The sequence below is a fragment of the Amycolatopsis dendrobii genome, from assembly GCF_014145675.1.
GTDB lineage: Bacteria > Actinomycetota > Actinomycetes > Mycobacteriales > Pseudonocardiaceae > Amycolatopsis > Amycolatopsis dendrobii.
Map to the genome: position 1 here is coordinate 125,920 of NZ_JACGZW010000007.1, position 15,698 is coordinate 141,617.

The following is a 15,698-nucleotide window of genomic DNA, read 5'->3' on the forward strand; positions in this document are numbered from 1 at the left end:
AGCGTGGGTGAAACGGCACGATGATCGGATCCGTAGCACTACTCAAGGCTGGACACGAGATGGTCTCGCGACCGCCGACCTGCCCGGATGCGTGTGCCGTACGTCACGGGCGACAATGGAAGAGTGACTGCCACCTTGAGCGCGCCCACGTTGAAGATCGGCCCCTACCAGGTCGATCCTCCCGTCGTGCTCGCGCCGATGGCGGGGATCACCAACGTGGCGTTCCGGCAGCTCTGCCAGGAGTACGGTGCCGGCATCTACGTGTGCGAGATGATCACCGCCCGCGCGGTCGTCGAGCGGCATCCCGGCACGATGCACATGATGACCTTCGGCGAGCACGAAAAGCCGAGGTCCATGCAGCTTTACGGGGTCGACCCGAAGACGATGGCCGAGGCGGTCCGGATCATCGTCGGCGAGGGGCTCGCCGACCACGTGGACAGCAACTTCGGCTGTCCGGTCGCGAAGGTGACGCGCAAGGGCGGCGGTGCGGCGCTGCCGTTCAAGCGGCGGCTGTTCGCGGACATCGTGCGCGAGTCGGCGAAGGCGGCGGCTGAGGGCGGCGTTCCGTTCACCGTGAAGTTCCGCGTCGGCATCGACGACGACCACCAGACGTTCCTCGACGCCGGGCGCATCGCCGAAGCCGAGGGCGCGGCTGCCGTCAGCTTGCACGCGCGCACGGCCGCTCAGCGCTACTCCGGTCAGGCCGACTGGTCGAAGATCGCAGCACTGAAAGAGGCGGTCACCAGCATCCCGGTGCTGGGCAACGGCGACATCTTCAGCGCGGACGACGCACTCCGCATGGTCGCCGAGACCGGCTGCGACGGTGTGGTCGTCGGGCGCGGCTGCCTCGGTCGGCCGTGGCTGTTCGGCGAGTTGGAAGCCGCCTTCCAAGGTCGCGAGATTCCGGAGGGACCGAACCTCGGCGAAGTCGCGCGTGTCCTGCGGCGGCACACGGAGCTGCTGATCGAGCACGACGGCCCGGACAAGGCCATGCGCGACATCCGCAAGCACATGGCCTGGTACCTGATGGGCTTCCCGGTCGGCTCCGAGCTGCGGCGCGGCTTCGCGATGGTGACGAGTCTGAACCAGCTCGACGACCTGATCGCGCAGCTGGACCACGACGCTCCGTTCCCGAGCGCGGCGACCGGACCGCGCGGGCGGCAGGGCTCGCCGGGCAAGGTGACGCTCCCGCACGGCTGGCTGGACGACCCGGACGACGATTGCGTCCCCGAGGCCGAAGACATGCACTCCGGCGGCTGATCGCGACCTGGTCAGGGCAATCGAACGCGCCCTGACCACGTGGGGACCAGCGCGACCAGGTCAGTCGGCGGCAACAGCAGACACGGCAGTGGTCCGAGGGAAACCTCGCCGCGCGCACCAGCGAAGCTCAACAGGCGACCACGAACTCCCAGCCGCGGCAACCGCATCGCATACCACCGATGTACGCAATTCTCACCGACGCGGCCATCCCGAGACGCTCCCTGCACAAAGCCAGTCTGAGCAGGGGTTTCGTGATGACTTTCGCCGTTCCCACAGTAGCCGTCGCCTGGGCCGCGGTCGCGGTGTCCGCCATCGGCGTCGAGCTGTTCTCCGCCGCGACTTACCTGACCGGCGGCCCGACGCTGAGCCGGATCCCGCTCAACCCGGCGACCCCCTCGCCCTACCTGACGATCGTGCTGCGCGCCGCGCCCGCGCGCCTGGTGCTGCCGATCTGACCGTTCCCGTTCGCGACGAGATTGCGCCAGACAGCCAAAACTGCACCGCGTGCTCGGCCGGATCTACGTGGTGAGCATGATCTTCGCCGCGGTCGCGGCGGCGACGTTCTCAGTCGACGGCATCTCGGCGCAAACCACCTTCTGCCTGCTGTCCGTCGCGTGGCTTTACACGCTCTACCGCAGCTACCCCTCCATCCGGCCGGGCCGGGTCAAACTCCACCGCATCCGGATGATCCGCAACTACGCGCTGGGCTTCGCCGACATCTGCCCGACGAGCGCTTAGGGCTCGATGACGGTGCGCTCGTCGCGGAAGACTTGATCCTCAACCGGACGATCGCTCCTCTGGTGCGCAGGCGGTTGCAAGCCTAGCCGGGTTCACCTGCGCAGATAGCAACTGTCCCCAGGTTATCCACAACCCACTGTGGACAACCTGGGGACAACTTGGGTACAGCGACCTCAGGCGTCGATCTCCTGCGGCGCGCCACCGACGGTGATCTTGCGCGGCTGGGCCTTCTCGGCGACCGGAATGCGCAGCGTCAGCACGCCGTCGACGTAGTCCGCGGCGATGCGCGTGGTGTCGAGCGTGTCACCGAGGAACAGCTGGCGCGAGAACTTGCCACGCGGCCGCTCGGACACCTGGACCTGCGCGTCCTCGACCGCGACAGGCGTGCGCTCGGCGCGGACGGTGAGCACGTTGCGCTCGACGCTCACGTCAATGGAGTCGCGGGCGATCCCCGGGAGGTCGAACTGGATGACGTACTCGTCGCCGGCGCGGTAGGCGTCCATCGGAACGGAGCGCGGCGCGGTGCCCTGACCGCCGAAGAACTGCTGGGTCAGACGGTCGAACTGGGCGAACGGGTCGGTGCGGATCAGCATTGTCGAATCCCCTTTCGGACAACTGCGGCCAGCCGCTGGGGCGCTGACCAAGCCTTGCAAAGTTGCCAACGCACGACTCAACTTATTTGTTCCCTTGTAGCTCACATCACAGCGCAGGCGCGATACCGGCCAAAACTGTCGGCACCAGTCCGTAGAGTGCGTCTCGTGATCGACCAGCTGACCATCCCGACCGACGCGGGATCCTTCGACGCCATCGCCGCCGGACCTGAAGACGGCCGCCCGGTACTGCTGCTGCACGGCTTTCCCCAGGCCGCCGTGGAGTGGGAGCACCAGGTGGCGACGCTCGGTGTGCTCGGCTACCGCGCGGTCGCGCCGGATCAGCGCGGTTATTCGCCGGACGTGCGGCCCGAGCGCCCGGCCGAATACGGCATCGCGACACTGGTGTCCGATGTCGTGGCCATCGCCGACGCTCTCGGCTGGAGCAAGTTCGACCTGGTCGGCCACGACTGGGGCGGCGCGGTCGCTTGGTGGACGGCGGACGAGCACCCGGAGCGCCTGCGCAGCGTCACCGTGGTGTCCACTCCGCACCCGGGCGCGCTCGCCGAGGCGATGCGGACTGACGAAGACCAGCACCTGCGGTCGGCGTACATGACGGAATGGCGCCAGACCCCCGCGACCGAGCGTCGCATGCTGGCCGACAACGCCAAGGCGCTGCGCGACATCTTCGACCGGCGCATCCCGCCGAGCAAGATCGACGAGTACGTGCAGCGACTGTCCGAACCGGGCGCGCTCACCGCCGCGCTGAACTGGTACCGAGCCGGCCGTCCAGGCGGGAAGATCGGCAAGGTCTCGGTGCCCGCGATGTACGTGTGGTCCACAGAGGACGTCGCCTTCGGTTCCACCGCCGCGCTCGACACGGCGAATTGGTGCACCGGGCCGTATCGGTTCGAGATGCTGGAGGAGGTGTCGCACTGGGTAGCGGAGGAAGCGCCGGAGGCATTGACCTCGTTGATCGTCGAGCATCTCGGCAGCCGGTGACACCGGGGCTGGCCTGCGCCATCGTTCGGTTGGGTGTCCGGCGGACTGGGGATTCGAGCGGTGTGTGAAGGTCTGACACTCGAATCGGGCGAAACGGCCACCCGGCTCGCGGTATCGGCCGGTTGGTGCGTGGTGTTCAGTATCCGGAGTGGACACCAGCACTGAAGCCGAAACCGAACGCGTCGTCTTCGTGACCGAGGACGGCGTGCCGACCGGGGAGACCGGGCCGAAGCTCGCCAGTCATCACGCGGAGACGCGACTGCACCTCGCGTTCTCCTGCTACGTCCTGCGCCGTTCGGACAACGCCCTGCTGATCACCCAGCGCGCGCTGCACAAGAAGGTGTGGCCTGGGGTGTGGACCAACAGCGTGTGCGGTCACCCGGCTCCCGCCGAAGCACTGGAGACCGCAGTGCGCCGGCGGGCTTCATACGAGCTCGGGTTGCCCGAACTCGACGACCTCGAGTGCGTGCTGCCCACGTACCGCTACCGCACGCCGCCCTTCCAGGGGATCGTGGAGAACGAGTTCTGTCCGGTGTTCGCCGCCTGGACGGAGGTCGACCCGCGGCCGAATCCCGAAGAAGTGGGCGGCTGGCGATGGATTTCCTGGGCCGATTACACACAGTGGATCACAGATCCGGCGACTGACGCGAGTTACTGGGCGCGTGATCAATTCGCGCAGCTCAAGGACAAAAAGCCCTTCTCCGCGCTCTGAGGCGAAGAACTCCGCTGAGTGACAACAGCGGAAGTCCGTCGTCCACTTGAGCGAAATTCACCTTCGTACGTACCGATCACTCAAGCCACCGCTCCTTTACGACGAAAACGATGGAGTGGCGGAGGTCAGAGTGGCGACGGACGACGAGCTCGGAACGGGGGATACCGCACCAGACTTGCTCACGTTGCACGAGTCCATCGCGGACCTGTTCGCGACGCGCGGCGACTGGCGGCGGGCCTACCGGCACCTGCGCTCCGCGCTCGACATCGCGCGAGCGGGCAGCCTGCGCGATCCGCTCACCTCCAGCTACAACCGCCGGTACCTCGACCAGCGGCTGCCTGAACTGCCCGCCGCGGTGGCCGTCGCACTGGTCGACCTCGACCGGTTCAAGTCCGTGAACGATACGTACGGTCACCTTCTCGGCGACCGCGTTCTCTGCCGGGTCGCTGATCTCCTGCAAGAGGGACTGCCCGCCGATGCGTTCTGCGCACGCTACGGCGGCGAGGAATTCGCTCTCGTCCTGCCGGGAATCGATCACCGGGGCGCCATCCGGGTCGCCGACGCCGCCCGCCTTCGAGTTGCCCGTCATCCCTGGTCAGAACTCCAGGCGGGCCTGCGGGTTACGATCAGCGTCGGCCTCGCGCACGGCACCGAATCCGGACCGCGCCAGCTCCACCGAGCCGACAATCTCCTTTACGCCGCGAAGCGGGCGGGGCGCAACAAGGTCGCTTTCCATGACCGCGAGACCGCTCAGGTAATTACGCACTCTGAGTAACGCACCTCTGCGATTACTCCATTCACTGAACCCGATCTTCACCTGTTCGTCCGCTTCAGTGCGCCTTAGGGCGACGCATGGTGAAGAAATTCGCGGGAGGGTGTCGTCACGAACGGCGGGTATCCGTACGATAACGAAAAGCTCCCCCGGTACGACGAGTCCTGGGAGACCCGGCGAAGCCGTCGGGTGTTCAAAGGTAAGCCGCCCCAGCCTGGCGCCTGACGTGCGAGAGGAGACCGAGTGCCCGACGAGCGCAACACCCCCGGCACCGGTCGCCATTCCGACACCACGGCTCGCCCCCGCGGCGGACGCCGCCGTTCGATGGACACTCACGGCGGCATCAGCGTGTCCGACGTGGTCGCGCGGCACACCGGCGAACGCCCCGCCTTCTCCGACGATCCCGGAACCCGCCATGCGGAACCGGTGAGCCGGCTCGCGCAACCGGGCACCCGCCGGGCTGAGGCTGGTCGTCGCCGAGCGGATGCCGAGCGACCCGAGCCAGGACGACGGCGAGCGGAACCGGACGCCGGTTTCCCGGGGGCGAACGGTCGCGCTGGGTTGCCTGCCGAGCCGGGTCGACGGCGGGCGAATGGGCACGCCAACGGGGCCGGCAGTCGGCACGCTGGAGCCAGCTCGGATCTGGGCGAGCTGGCAAATGGACAGGTAAACGGGGTTGGCGGGCGGCACGGCGAGCCTGCGGAAGGCGACGCTGCGCCAGCCGGTGGACGAGCGAACGGGGTCGGCAACCGCCACCCCGAGGCGGCCGGAGGAGACACCGGCTCGACCGGCAGGCGGGCCAAGCGGCACACCCAGCCTGTGGAAGACGCCCCAGCCGACGGACGCGCGAACGGGCACGTCAACGGAATCGGCGGGCGGCACATTGACCCCGCGGAAGACGCCGCATCAACTGCTGGGCGGGCGAACGGGCATGTCAACGGAGTCGGCAGCCGGTACGCCACGCCGGGAGACAGCTCGGATCTTGACGGACGGCACGGCGAGCCTGCGGAAGACGCCGGATCAGCTGGTGGGCGGACGAACGGGCACGTCGGCGAAGTCGACGGTCGACACGGCGGGGCTGCTGGAAACGACACTGATCCGGCCGGCAGGCGAGCGAACGGGCGCGGCAGCCGACACGGTGACCCGGCAGCAGACGATGCCGGGCCAGCTGGCGGAAGTGGGCCGGTCAATGGCCTCGGCGGTGTCGGCAATCGGCACAGCCGGGAGGTAGCCGACGGTTCCGAGTTCAGCAACGGAGTCAGCAGGCCAGCTGACGATGTACCTGCGCTGGGGACTTCGGCCAACAGGATCGAAGACCGGCGCGGTGGTCCTTCAGGCGGACGTCGGAATCGGCGGGATGGCAGCTCGGACGTCGAGAACGGCAATGGTTCCGGGCCCGCGCGAGTGGGTGGGCGTGCGCTTCTTGGCGGAGCGGTGCCGGACGGCGTCGGCGAACCGGATGCTGTCGCCCGAGACGCGCGGACTCGGAAGACTGGGGCCTACCAGGACGAGTCGGGTGAAGGGCTTGGCGAGACTGGCTCCGCGATGCCAGGTGGCCGGCGGGCTCCGTCTGCCGACGTTCGCGGCGGGACCAGGCATGCCGCGCCGGATTCTGAGCTTGGCGAGTATCCGAGCGGGCCTGGACGTCGCAGCGGTTTGAGCGAGCGGCCCGGCGAAGCGGTCCCCGGCGGACAGGCCGAGAGGGCTGGCCGTCGCGGGGAGCCGAGTGGGGCTCGTGTGCTGGGGCCCGGCGGGCAGTTCGACGGTCCTGACGCTTCTTCGGTGGGGCCGGGCGGGCAGGTTCGGCCTGGTCCTGGTGAAGCCGCTGGGTCGGGGCCGCAGAGTCGGCAGTCCGGGCCTGGGGCGGTGGACGACAGTGCACAGCCGGGGAGCGCCGAGCTTGGTTCTCCGGAGTCGGGGATGCGACCGCGGCGCCGGCGGGCGGATGGTCTTCCGCCTCGGCCTCGGCAAGGTGGCGGGGCCCCGGTTTCGCCGGAGCCGCCCGGGCCGCGGCGTCCGCACGGTGCGGAGAACGCTCCTGGGCAGCGAATGCCCGGTTCGGAAGTGGACGGGCCGCGAGTGTCCGGGCCGGACGCAGGCGGGTTGCCTGGGCCGGAGCTGGACGGGCCGCGGATGGCTGGACCGGATTCCGCTGGGCAGGCGCTGGCCGGGCCCGGTTCGGCGGGGCAGCGGAGGTCCGTCGAGCAAGCGCCGCGGATGCCTGGCGGCCCCGGGCCCGCTGCGGATTCGGCGGCGCCGCCGATGCCGGGAGGGCTCGAACCCGATGGGCAGCGAGCGCCGGGAGCTGACTTCGCTGGGCGGCGGAAGCCCGGACAAGACTCTGGCGGGCACCGGGTGCCTGGGCCGGAATCGGTCGGACAACGGGTTGCTGGGCCGGAAACAGGCGGGCCGCGAATGCCCGGTCCGGCGAGGCGACGGGCGGCTGCGCCCGAGGCCGTCGGACAGCCGATGGCCGGGGCCGAGTCGGCCGGGCTGCCGATCGAGCCTGACGGGCAGCGCGCGGCCGGGCAGGACTCCGGCGGGCACCGAGTGCCGGGGCCGAACGCGCCTCGTCGTCGTCCGGCAGGCCCTGGACCGGCCGGGCGACGCCCCGGTGATCTCGACGGAACGCCTGGCGGAGCGGAATCTGAGGACGAGCTTGAGCGGACGCAGCTGAGCCCGGCGCTCGAGCCGGATCGGTTGCGGGGCAAGCAGGCTGGTCAAGGGCGCAACGGGCAGGCTCCGTCGCCGCGGCGTGGGCGAGTCGGCGCGCCGGACGGAGTCGAGCGCGGTGGGCCGGGTGCGGCTCAGGGGCTTGAGCAGACCCAGCTCAGCCCGGTGCTGGACGGCGGCCGGAGCGCAGGTCCTCAGCTCGAGGGCGGCCGAAACGCGGCCCAAGACCCCGAACGAACCCAGCTCAGCCCCGCGCTCGACGCTGACCTGGACGGCGAACGCCCACAGCGCGCCTCCGCGCCCAAGGACGGACGTCCCCGCCGCAGACCCGCGCCGAACGCCCGGCCGCGGGGCGGTCCGGAAGTCGAGGGCGAACGGACCCAGCTCAGCCCGGTTCTAGACGGAAAGCAGCCCCTCGCAGCGGATCGGACGCAGTTCACCCCGGTCAAGGGGATCGGGCTCGGCACTGCCGAGGACGCCGAGCAGACGCAGTTCAGTCCGGCGGCGAAGCCCGCCTCCGATCCGGAGCGCACTCAGCTGAGCCAGGCCGTCGAGGGGCCGAATGGCAAGCGGCCTCGGCGCACCCCGGCCAGGCCGGCCGCGGCGGTTCGGGCGGAGATGGATCCGCTCACGATGACCGACGAGATGGAGGCGATCGACGAGGCGACTCAGTACCGTCGCAAGATCGATCACAGTCTCGCTCGGTTCTCGGCCGCGCATGATGACGCGGCTGCCGAGGAAGCGAAGCGCCGGGAGCGGCGGGAGCGGCTCACTACCCGGTCGATGGCTTTGTTCGAGCAGACTCGGACTGCGTTGCAGCGGGTCGTATTGCTCGACAAGGAAGAGGAAGAAGAGCAACCCGCCGAGAAGCCGGAGCAGACTCGGCTTCAGGAGAAGAAACAGCGGCATACCGCGCGCAACGTCCGGATCGGGCGGATCGCGCTGATCGTCGTTGTCGTGCTTATTTTTGTCGGCACGGGCGTCGCGTGGGGTGCGGTTACCTGGTTTGACGCCAAATTCGCCCAGGTGTCCGCGCTGGACGAAAACTCCTCGGACATCCAGAACGCCGACGCGCAGGCCAACGACGAGAACTTCCTCATGGTCGGCTCCGATTCACGCGACGGTGCTTCCGCCGAGGAGAATGTCGGGGACGCGTCCAATATTCCGGGCGCGCGGTCGGACACGGTGATGGTGGCGCACGTTCCCGCGGACCGGAAGCGGGTCGTGGTCGTTTCGTTCCCGCGCGACCTTGAGATCGACCGGCCGGATTGCAACCGGTGGGATCCGGCGAAATCCCAGACCACCGACGAGGTCGTGCGCGAGCAGAAGATCGCCAAGCTCAACACGGCCTACGCGGTCGGCGGTCCGCAATGCATGACGAAGGTGATCCAGAAAATCACCGGGCTGCGGATCAACCACTTCGTCGGCATCGATTTCAACGGGTTCAAGGAAATGGTCGACGCGGTGCACGGGGTGACCGTGCACAACGAGAAGCCGATCATCGACACCACGCTCGGCAAGGTGCTGACCGAAACCGGCGACGTGACCATTTCCGGCGACCAGGCGCTGAGTTACGTGCGCGCCCGCCATGTCATCGGCGACAAGACCTCCGACTACGGCCGGATCAAGCGGCAGCAGGGATTCATCGGAGCGCTGCTCAAAAAGGTCATGTCCTCGGATGTCGTGCTGGACCCAGGAAGACTGTCCGGCTTCATCACCGCGTTCGCGCACGCCACGTTCGGCGACAACCTCGGGGTGCAGCAGATGATGACGCTCGCGCAATCGATGCGCGGGCTCGATCCGGCCAACATCAACTTCCTCACCGTGCCCACCGTCGGCCTGCCGAACAAGCGCGGCAACGAAGTCCTGATCCAGGAAAAGACCAAGAGCCTCTTCGACGCGTTGCGCGACAACACTCCGCTGCCGGGCAGCCAGCCCGCCGAAACCGCGGCCAATGCGCCGCCGCCCGCGAACGCGGGCTCGGGCAAAAACACCAACACCGGCTGAGCACTTCGGATTCGTTAGGCGGGGTTCATATGCGGTTCACCCAGCGATGCGGTATTCGGCCAGTCCACGTCGTAGGGTGTGCTCATGCGTGAGGCCTACCATGTCGAACTCGATCAGCTCGCCGAAAACCTGGCCGCGATGTCGGTCCAGGTTGCCGACGCCATGGAGCGGGCCACCAAGGCACTGCTGGAGGTCGACCTCGGCCTCGCCGAGCAGGTGATCAGCGACGACGCGAAGGTCGACGACGCGCGCGCCGAATGCGAGGAGCAGGCGTACGCGCTGCTGGCGCTGCAGGCCCCGGTCGCGACCGATCTGCGCACCGTGCTCGCCGCCATCCACGCGGCGGAAAGCCTGGAGCGCATGGGAGATCTCGCCCTGCACGTCGCCAAGGCCGCCCGCCGCCGCCACCCGGACCCGGTGCTGCCGGACGCCGTCAAGCCCTACTTCGCCGAGATGGGCCGGGCCGCGGTCAAGCTCGCCCGCCAGGTCGAGGCGATCATCAAGACCAAGGACGTGTCCGCGGCCAAGGACCTCGAGACCGAGGACGACCAGGTCGACGACCTGCACCGGCACCTGTTCACCGTGCTGATGGACCGCGAATGGCCGCACGGCGTCGCCTCCGCGGTCGACGTCACGCTGCTCGGCCGCTTCTACGAGCGCTACGCCGACCACGCGGTGTCCGTCGCCAAGCGGATGATTTTCGTGGTCACCGGCCGGATGCCCGGCTACGGCACCGACGACGAAGACCTGACCATCTGACCTACCACGAGAAAACCGCCACCTGAGCCAACAGGTGGCGGTTTTTTAGTACCCAGTAATGAAAACGGCCGCCCTGGCACGGAAACCAGAGCGGCCGTCCACAGTGGAATCAGCCGAAGCGGCCCGAGATGTAGTCCTCGGTGGCCTTCTCGTCCGGGTTGGAGAAGATCTTCTCCGTGTCGTTCAGCTCGATCAGCCGACCGGGCTGGCCGACGCCGGCCAGGTTGAAGAACGCGGTCTGGTCCGAAACCCGCGCCGCCTGCTGCATGTTGTGCGTCACGATGACGATCGTGTAGTCCTTCTTCAGCTCGCCGATCAGGTCCTCGATCGCGAGCGTCGAGATCGGGTCCAGCGCCGAACAAGGCTCGTCCATCAGCAGCACGTCCGGCTGCACCGCGATCGCCCGCGCGATGCAGAGCCGCTGCTGCTGGCCGCCGGAAAGGCCGCCGCCCGGCTTGTTCAGCCGGTCCTTGACCTCGTTCCACAGGTTCGCGCCGCGCAGCGCGCGCTCGGCGACCTCGTCGAGCTGCTTGCGGCTCTTCACCCCGCCGAGCCGGAGCCCGGCCACCACATTGTCCTTAATGGACATCGTGGGGAACGGGTTCGGCCGCTGGAACACCATGCCGATGGTGCGGCGCACCTGCACCGGGTCCACCGCCGAGGCGTAGATGTCCTCCCCGTCGAGCAGCACCTGGCCGTCGACCCTGGCACCCGGAATGACCTCGTGCATCCGGTTCAGCGTGCGCAGCACGGTCGACTTGCCACACCCCGACGGGCCGATGAACGCGGTCACGTTCCGCGGCGGGACGTTCAGCGTGACGCTGTCCACGGCGTGGAACTTGCCGTAGTAGATGTCCAGGTCTTTGACGTCGATTCGCTTGGCCATGACTCACTTCTTCTTCGGGGCGACGATGCGGGAAAGGACCGTGGCGAGCAGGTTGATCACGGCGATGATGAGCACCAGGGTGAGCGCGGCTCCCCAGATCCGGTCGAAGCCGACGCTGCCGGGGTCCATCGAGTTGGTGGCGCGTTCGTTGTTCATCACCAACGGAAGCGACGCCTGCTCCCCGCTGAAGATGTTCCAGTTGACGTAGGACGTGTACCCGACGAGCACCAGCAGCGGCGCGGTTTCGCCCATCACGCGGGCGAGCGCCATCATGATGCCGCCGAGAATGCCCGACAACGCGGTCGGAAGCACGATCTTCATGATCGTCTTCCACTTCGGAACGCCCAGCGCGTAAGAGGCCTCGCGCAGGTCGTCCGGCACGATCCGCAGCATTTCCTCCGCGGAGCGGACGACCACCGGGATCATCAGCAGCACCAAGGCGAGCGACACCGCGAACCCGCTGCGCGGCAGGCCGAGCGTGGTGACCCACAGCGCGTAAATGAACAGAGCGGCCACAATGGAGGGAACACCGGAGAGGATGTCCACCATGAACGTGGTGGCCCTGGCCAGCTTGCCGCGGCCGTACTCGACGAGGTAAATCGCGACCAGCAGGCCGATCGGCACCGAGATGACCGCGCACACCAGACCCTGCAGCAGGGTGCCGATGATCGCGTGCAGCACGCCGCCGCCGACCTCGTCGCCGAGCACCGAACCGAAGTCCTGGCCCCACCAGTTGCTGTACGGGATCCGCTTGATCCCGTTGGCGATCACCGTGTACAGCACCCACACCAGCGGGATCACGGCGATCAGGAACGACAGCCACACCAGCACGGTGGCGACGCCGTTCTTGACCTTGCGGGCCGCGCTCACCTGCTGGAAAGCCGGTGTCGTCGCGGGCCGTTCGAGGGTGGTCGACACGGTCACTCCCCCTTCTTGCCGACGATCGAGCGGGCGGCGAAGTTGACCAGGAACGTCAGCACGAACAGCACCAGTCCGGCCGCGATGTAGGCGCCGGCCGAGGTCGGGTTGTTGAACTCGCTGTAGTTCTGGGCGATCTTCGAGGCGAACGTCGCGCCGCCGTCGAAGAGGCTCCAGTCGAAGTTGCGGCCCTGCGGGATCAGCAGAATCACCGCCAGCGCAATGGTTTCACCGAGCGCGCGGCCGAGACCGAGCATCGACGCACCGACGAAACCGGCCTTGCCGAACGGCAGCACCGTGGTGCGAATGACCTCCCAGCGCGTGGCCCCGAGCGCGAGCGCGCCCTCGACCTGCGCGGTCGGCGTGCGCTCGAAAACCTCGCGGGTCAGCGACGTGATGATCGGCAGGATCATCACCGCCAGCACGATTCCGGCGGTGAAAATGGTGCCGCGCACGTTCGGCGCGATGTTGCCCGGCGCGAAAATCGGAATCCACGAGAAGGTGCTGTTGACCCACTCGGAAAACGGCTCGATCGCGGGCGCGAACACGAGAATGCCCCACAGGCCGAAAATGATCGACGGCACCGCGGCGAGCAGATCCACGACATAGGCGAACGGCCGGGCCAGTTTCGCGGGCGCGTACTGGGTGAGGAAAAGCGCGATGCCCAGCGAAATCGGCATCGCGATGATCAGCGCCACCAGCGAGGTCGCGACGGTGACCTCGGCGAGGTCGGCGATGCCGAACGCCATGTTCGCCGGGTCGTTCGTCGACCACCCGTGGTTGAACAGGAAGTTGACCTTGTCCGCCTTCAGCGCCGGGATCGCCTGGACGACCAGGAAAATCCCGATCAAGGCGATCAGGGCGACGACGAAGATCCCGGCCCCGGTGGTCAGATTCTGGAAGATGCGGTCACCGGCTCGCACCTTCGTCGGCTTCTTCCGCGCGGGCGGCGCTTCCGGCGCCGGCGCGGGTGGCTTGTCCGAAATCGGATCCTCCGGGAACGCTCGGGCGGACGACGAACGCCCACCGGGGTCGCCGGTGGGCGTTCGCGTCGAGGATTGGTCGCTCATCGACAGTCTCTAGTCAGCCTTTGTACCAGTCAGGCGATTCAGGAGATTTCCTTGACGGCCTTCAGCACCTTGTCCTGGAGGCTCTGCGGGATCGGCACGTAGCCCTTGGCCGACAGCGGCTGCTGGCCCTCGGTGGCGGCCACCGTCAGGAACGCCTTGACGGCCTTCGCGACGTCCGGGTTCGAGTACTTCGAGCACACGATCTCGTAGGTCGTCAGCAGCAGCGGGTAGGCGCCCGGCACGTTGCTGGAGTAGATGCCGTTGAGGTCCATCGCCAGGTCGTTGGTGCCCGGGTGGGCGAACTTGGCGGCGTCGAGGGACTTGGCCACGTTCTCCGCGCTCAGCGCGACGCCGCCGGAGCCGCTGTCGATCTTGGCCGGGGTGACGCCGTCCTTGGCGAACGCGCTCTCCACGTAGGTGATCGAGCCGTCCGCGCCCTTGACGGTGCTCGCGACACCGTTCGAGCCCTGCGCACCGTTGCCGACGCCGCCGGCGAACTTCTTGCCCGCACCCTGGGTCCAGACGTCCTTGGCAGCCGCGCCGAGGTACTTCTGGAAGTTGTCGGTGGTGCCGGACTCCTCGGAGCGGGAGACGACCTGGATCGGCTTGTCCGGCAGGTTCAGGCTCTCGTTGCCCTTGACCGCCTTGATGGCCGGGTCGTTCCAGTTCTTGATGCCGCCGTTGAAGATCTTGGCGATGACCTGCGGGGTCAGCGTCAGGTTGTCCACGCCGGACAGGTGGTAGCCGACCGCGATCGGGCCGACGACCAGCGGGATGTTCAGCGCGGGCGAGCCGCAGCGCTTGGTGGCGGCCTCGAGGTCGGCGTCCTTGATCGGCGAGTCCGAACCGCCGAAGTCGACCTGGTTGGCATTGAACTGCTTGACGCCGGCGCCGGAACCGGTGCCGTTGTAGTTCACCTTCTGGCCGGAGCACTTCTTGTTGTAGGCCTGGTTGAACACCTCGATGGCGTTCTTCTGGGCCGTCGAGCCCTCAGCGGAAAGCGGGCTCTTGCCCCCGCAGTCGACCTGGGCGGTTCCGGTGGCGGCGGGAGCGGCGGAGTTCGAGCCCGCGTTGTTCGACGCCGAAGGGTCGGAGCCACAAGCGGCGAGCACGAGCGCGGCGCTCGCCACGATGCCGACGGCACCCAGGGGCCGCATGATCTTCACTGCATTTCCTCCACTCGGAGATGTGCCTTTTTGAATCCGGTCGGGATTGGCGGCGGGTGAGCCGCACCGGAACCGGACACTAGGCAGCCTCGGTGGACGGTCGTCCTTGGTTGCATGAACGGGAGGTGAACAAGTCACCGGTTGTGAGCAGGACTACTACCCCGAACGGGTGCCGTGGCCTGGTCGTGACCTGCTAGTACGCAGAAAGTAACACGGGTCACCAGTCGCGTCGACCGTGATCACTCACCGTACTGGACGTCGGTCTCGAAACGCTGGAACCCCAGCTTGTTGTACACAGCCAAAGCCGCGGCGTTGTCGCCCTCGACGTAGAGGATCACCCTCGGTAGTCCCCGAGAACGCAGGTAACGGAGTCCGGCCAAGGTCAGCGCCTTGCCGAGGCCACTACCCTGAGTAGCAGGATCGACGCCGACCACGTAGACCTCCCCGACCGGGTCGCCGTCGAACCGGCCGGGCACCGGATCGTGCACCTTCGTCCAGTGGAAGCCGGCGACCTCGCCGTTCTCGTTCTCCGCGAGGAAGAAGCCCGCCGGGTCGAACCAGGCCTGAAGTTCCTCGGCGCGCACCTCGGCGGCGGTCAGCGCGCCCTGTTCCGGATGCCAGTCGAACGCGCGCGCGTTGACCGCGACCATCGCGTCCTCGTCCTGGCCGGGCACGAAGGTCCGCAACCGGAAACCGTTGCGCAGCACCGGTTCCGGCCAGTCCGCAGCGGACACGGCGACATGCAGGACCAGCAGTTCGCGCTGCCTGCCGAGGCCGAGTTTCGCCGCGATCGCCGCCGCGCCAGGGTGATCGCCGTGCGCCCACACGCGCAATCCCGCGTCGGCGCGCTCGACTACGGCCTTCGCGAGCGCGGTGCCAACGCCGCGACGCCGGAAATCCGGGTGCACGACAAGCTCCGCGACCTGATGACCGTGGGAATCGCCTTCGGTGTCAAGGTGGACGTATCCCGCGGGCGCGCCGTCGAAGCGGGCGAGGAGATGCAGCCCGCCTTCGAATTCGCGCGGCAGCGGCCCGGTCGCGTCGACCTCGGGACGGCCGTCAGTCGCTTTGACCGCGAGCAGCACTTCGCGCACCGCGTCGTCGGGATCGGTCGTCCAGTCGCCAAGGTCGATAGCCACAAACCG

The 15,698-nt window shown here is 68.0% G+C and carries 14 protein-coding genes and 1 pseudogene; 9 read left to right on the forward strand and 6 right to left on the reverse strand.

Translation table 11 applies throughout. From position 1 onward, the window contains the following. Nucleotides 1-87 precede the first annotated feature (87 nt). The 3 genes and pseudogenes from dusB to H4281_RS21310 all read left to right on the forward strand — a co-directional run. Nucleotides 88-1,260 (forward strand): tRNA dihydrouridine synthase DusB, encoded by a 1,173-nt coding sequence (gene dusB, locus H4281_RS21300; RefSeq protein WP_182892703.1) that lies wholly within the window; start codon nucleotides 88-90, stop codon nucleotides 1,258-1,260. Nucleotides 1,261-1,514: 254 nt separating this feature from the next. After that, nucleotides 1,515-1,715: a hypothetical protein gene (locus tag H4281_RS21305; protein WP_182892704.1), complete on the forward strand. Its 201-nt coding sequence runs from the start codon at nucleotides 1,515-1,517 to the stop codon at nucleotides 1,713-1,715. 34 nt (nucleotides 1,716-1,749) lie between these two features. Continuing rightward, nucleotides 1,750-1,998: pseudogene (locus tag H4281_RS21310) on the forward strand (DUF2306 domain-containing protein); the annotation flags it as partial. Between the two features lie 173 nt (nucleotides 1,999-2,171). On the opposite strand, the gene H4281_RS21315 reads toward H4281_RS21310, so the two are convergent. Further along, nucleotides 2,172-2,591 (reverse strand): Hsp20/alpha crystallin family protein, encoded by a 420-nt coding sequence (locus H4281_RS21315; protein WP_134727607.1) that lies wholly within the window; start codon nucleotides 2,589-2,591, stop codon nucleotides 2,172-2,174. Between the two features lie 165 nt (nucleotides 2,592-2,756). Between H4281_RS21315 and H4281_RS21320 the strand changes: the two genes are divergently transcribed. From H4281_RS21320 to phoU, 6 genes are all read left to right on the forward strand, one after another. Then, nucleotides 2,757-3,590 carry an alpha/beta fold hydrolase gene (locus H4281_RS21320; protein ID WP_182892706.1) on the forward strand — a complete coding sequence of 278 codons (834 nt, stop codon included), beginning with the start codon at nucleotides 2,757-2,759 and terminating at the stop codon, nucleotides 3,588-3,590. Nucleotides 3,591-3,738: 148 nt separating this feature from the next. After that, a complete protein-coding gene (idi, locus tag H4281_RS21325) occupies nucleotides 3,739-4,302 on the forward strand; it encodes an isopentenyl-diphosphate Delta-isomerase (RefSeq protein WP_182892707.1) in 564 nt (187 codons plus the stop codon). Nucleotides 4,303-4,417: 115 nt separating this feature from the next. Next, on the forward strand, nucleotides 4,418-5,077 hold the full coding sequence (locus H4281_RS21330; RefSeq protein WP_182892708.1) for a GGDEF domain-containing protein: 660 nt from the start codon (nucleotides 4,418-4,420) through the stop codon (nucleotides 5,075-5,077). Between the two features lie 979 nt (nucleotides 5,078-6,056). Beyond that, nucleotides 6,057-6,305 carry a hypothetical protein gene (locus tag H4281_RS21335; RefSeq protein WP_182892709.1) on the forward strand — a complete coding sequence of 83 codons (249 nt, stop codon included), beginning with the start codon at nucleotides 6,057-6,059 and terminating at the stop codon, nucleotides 6,303-6,305. Nucleotides 6,306-8,365: 2,060 nt separating this feature from the next. Beyond that, complete coding sequence (locus H4281_RS46810; RefSeq protein WP_182893018.1) at nucleotides 8,366-9,754, forward strand: LCP family protein; 1,389 nt, start codon at nucleotides 8,366-8,368, stop codon at nucleotides 9,752-9,754. Nucleotides 9,755-9,838: 84 nt separating this feature from the next. Then, nucleotides 9,839-10,513 (forward strand): phosphate signaling complex protein PhoU, encoded by a 675-nt coding sequence (gene phoU, locus H4281_RS21345; protein ID WP_182892710.1) that lies wholly within the window; start codon nucleotides 9,839-9,841, stop codon nucleotides 10,511-10,513. A 109-nt stretch (nucleotides 10,514-10,622) separates the two neighbouring features. Here the strand turns inward: phoU and pstB are convergent, their stop codons facing one another. From pstB to mshD, 5 genes are all read right to left on the reverse strand, one after another. Continuing rightward, entirely contained in the window at nucleotides 10,623-11,399 is a 777-nt protein-coding gene (gene pstB, locus H4281_RS21350) for a phosphate ABC transporter ATP-binding protein PstB (RefSeq protein ID WP_009084706.1), read from the reverse strand. A 3-nt stretch (nucleotides 11,400-11,402) separates the two neighbouring features. Then, on the reverse strand, nucleotides 11,403-12,317 hold the full coding sequence (gene pstA, locus H4281_RS21355) for a phosphate ABC transporter permease PstA (protein ID WP_037718612.1): 915 nt from the start codon (nucleotides 12,315-12,317) through the stop codon (nucleotides 11,403-11,405). A gap of 2 nt (nucleotides 12,318-12,319) precedes the next feature. Next, the gene (gene pstC / locus H4281_RS21360) at nucleotides 12,320-13,240 is read right to left on the reverse strand and encodes a phosphate ABC transporter permease subunit PstC (protein ID WP_037808608.1); all 921 of its coding nucleotides are present in this window, start codon (nucleotides 13,238-13,240) and stop codon (nucleotides 12,320-12,322) included. A 185-nt stretch (nucleotides 13,241-13,425) separates the two neighbouring features. After that, complete coding sequence (pstS, locus tag H4281_RS21365) at nucleotides 13,426-14,553, reverse strand: phosphate ABC transporter substrate-binding protein PstS (protein ID WP_182892711.1); 1,128 nt, start codon at nucleotides 14,551-14,553, stop codon at nucleotides 13,426-13,428. A gap of 239 nt (nucleotides 14,554-14,792) precedes the next feature. Beyond that, on the reverse strand, nucleotides 14,793-15,692 hold the full coding sequence (gene mshD, locus H4281_RS21370) for a mycothiol synthase (RefSeq protein WP_182892712.1): 900 nt from the start codon (nucleotides 15,690-15,692) through the stop codon (nucleotides 14,793-14,795). Nucleotides 15,693-15,698: the final 6 nt, after the last annotated feature.

What these genes read in the sequence shown, in the direction of transcription:
- dusB (WP_182892703.1), top strand. Translation starts at nt 88, where the DNA reads ATGCGTGTGCCGTACGTCACGGGCGACAATGGAAGAGTGACTGCCACC.
- H4281_RS21305 (WP_182892704.1), top strand. Translation starts at nt 1,515, where the DNA reads ATGACTTTCGCCGTTCCCACAGTAGCCGTCGCCTGGGCCGCGGTCGCG.
- H4281_RS21315 (WP_134727607.1), bottom strand. Translation starts at nt 2,591, where the DNA reads ATGCTGATCCGCACCGACCCGTTCGCCCAGTTCGACCGTCTGACCCAG.
- H4281_RS46810 (WP_182893018.1), top strand. Translation starts at nt 8,366, where the DNA reads ATGGATCCGCTCACGATGACCGACGAGATGGAGGCGATCGACGAGGCG.
- phoU (WP_182892710.1), top strand. Translation starts at nt 9,839, where the DNA reads ATGCGTGAGGCCTACCATGTCGAACTCGATCAGCTCGCCGAAAACCTG.
- pstB (WP_009084706.1), bottom strand. Translation starts at nt 11,399, where the DNA reads ATGGCCAAGCGAATCGACGTCAAAGACCTGGACATCTACTACGGCAAG.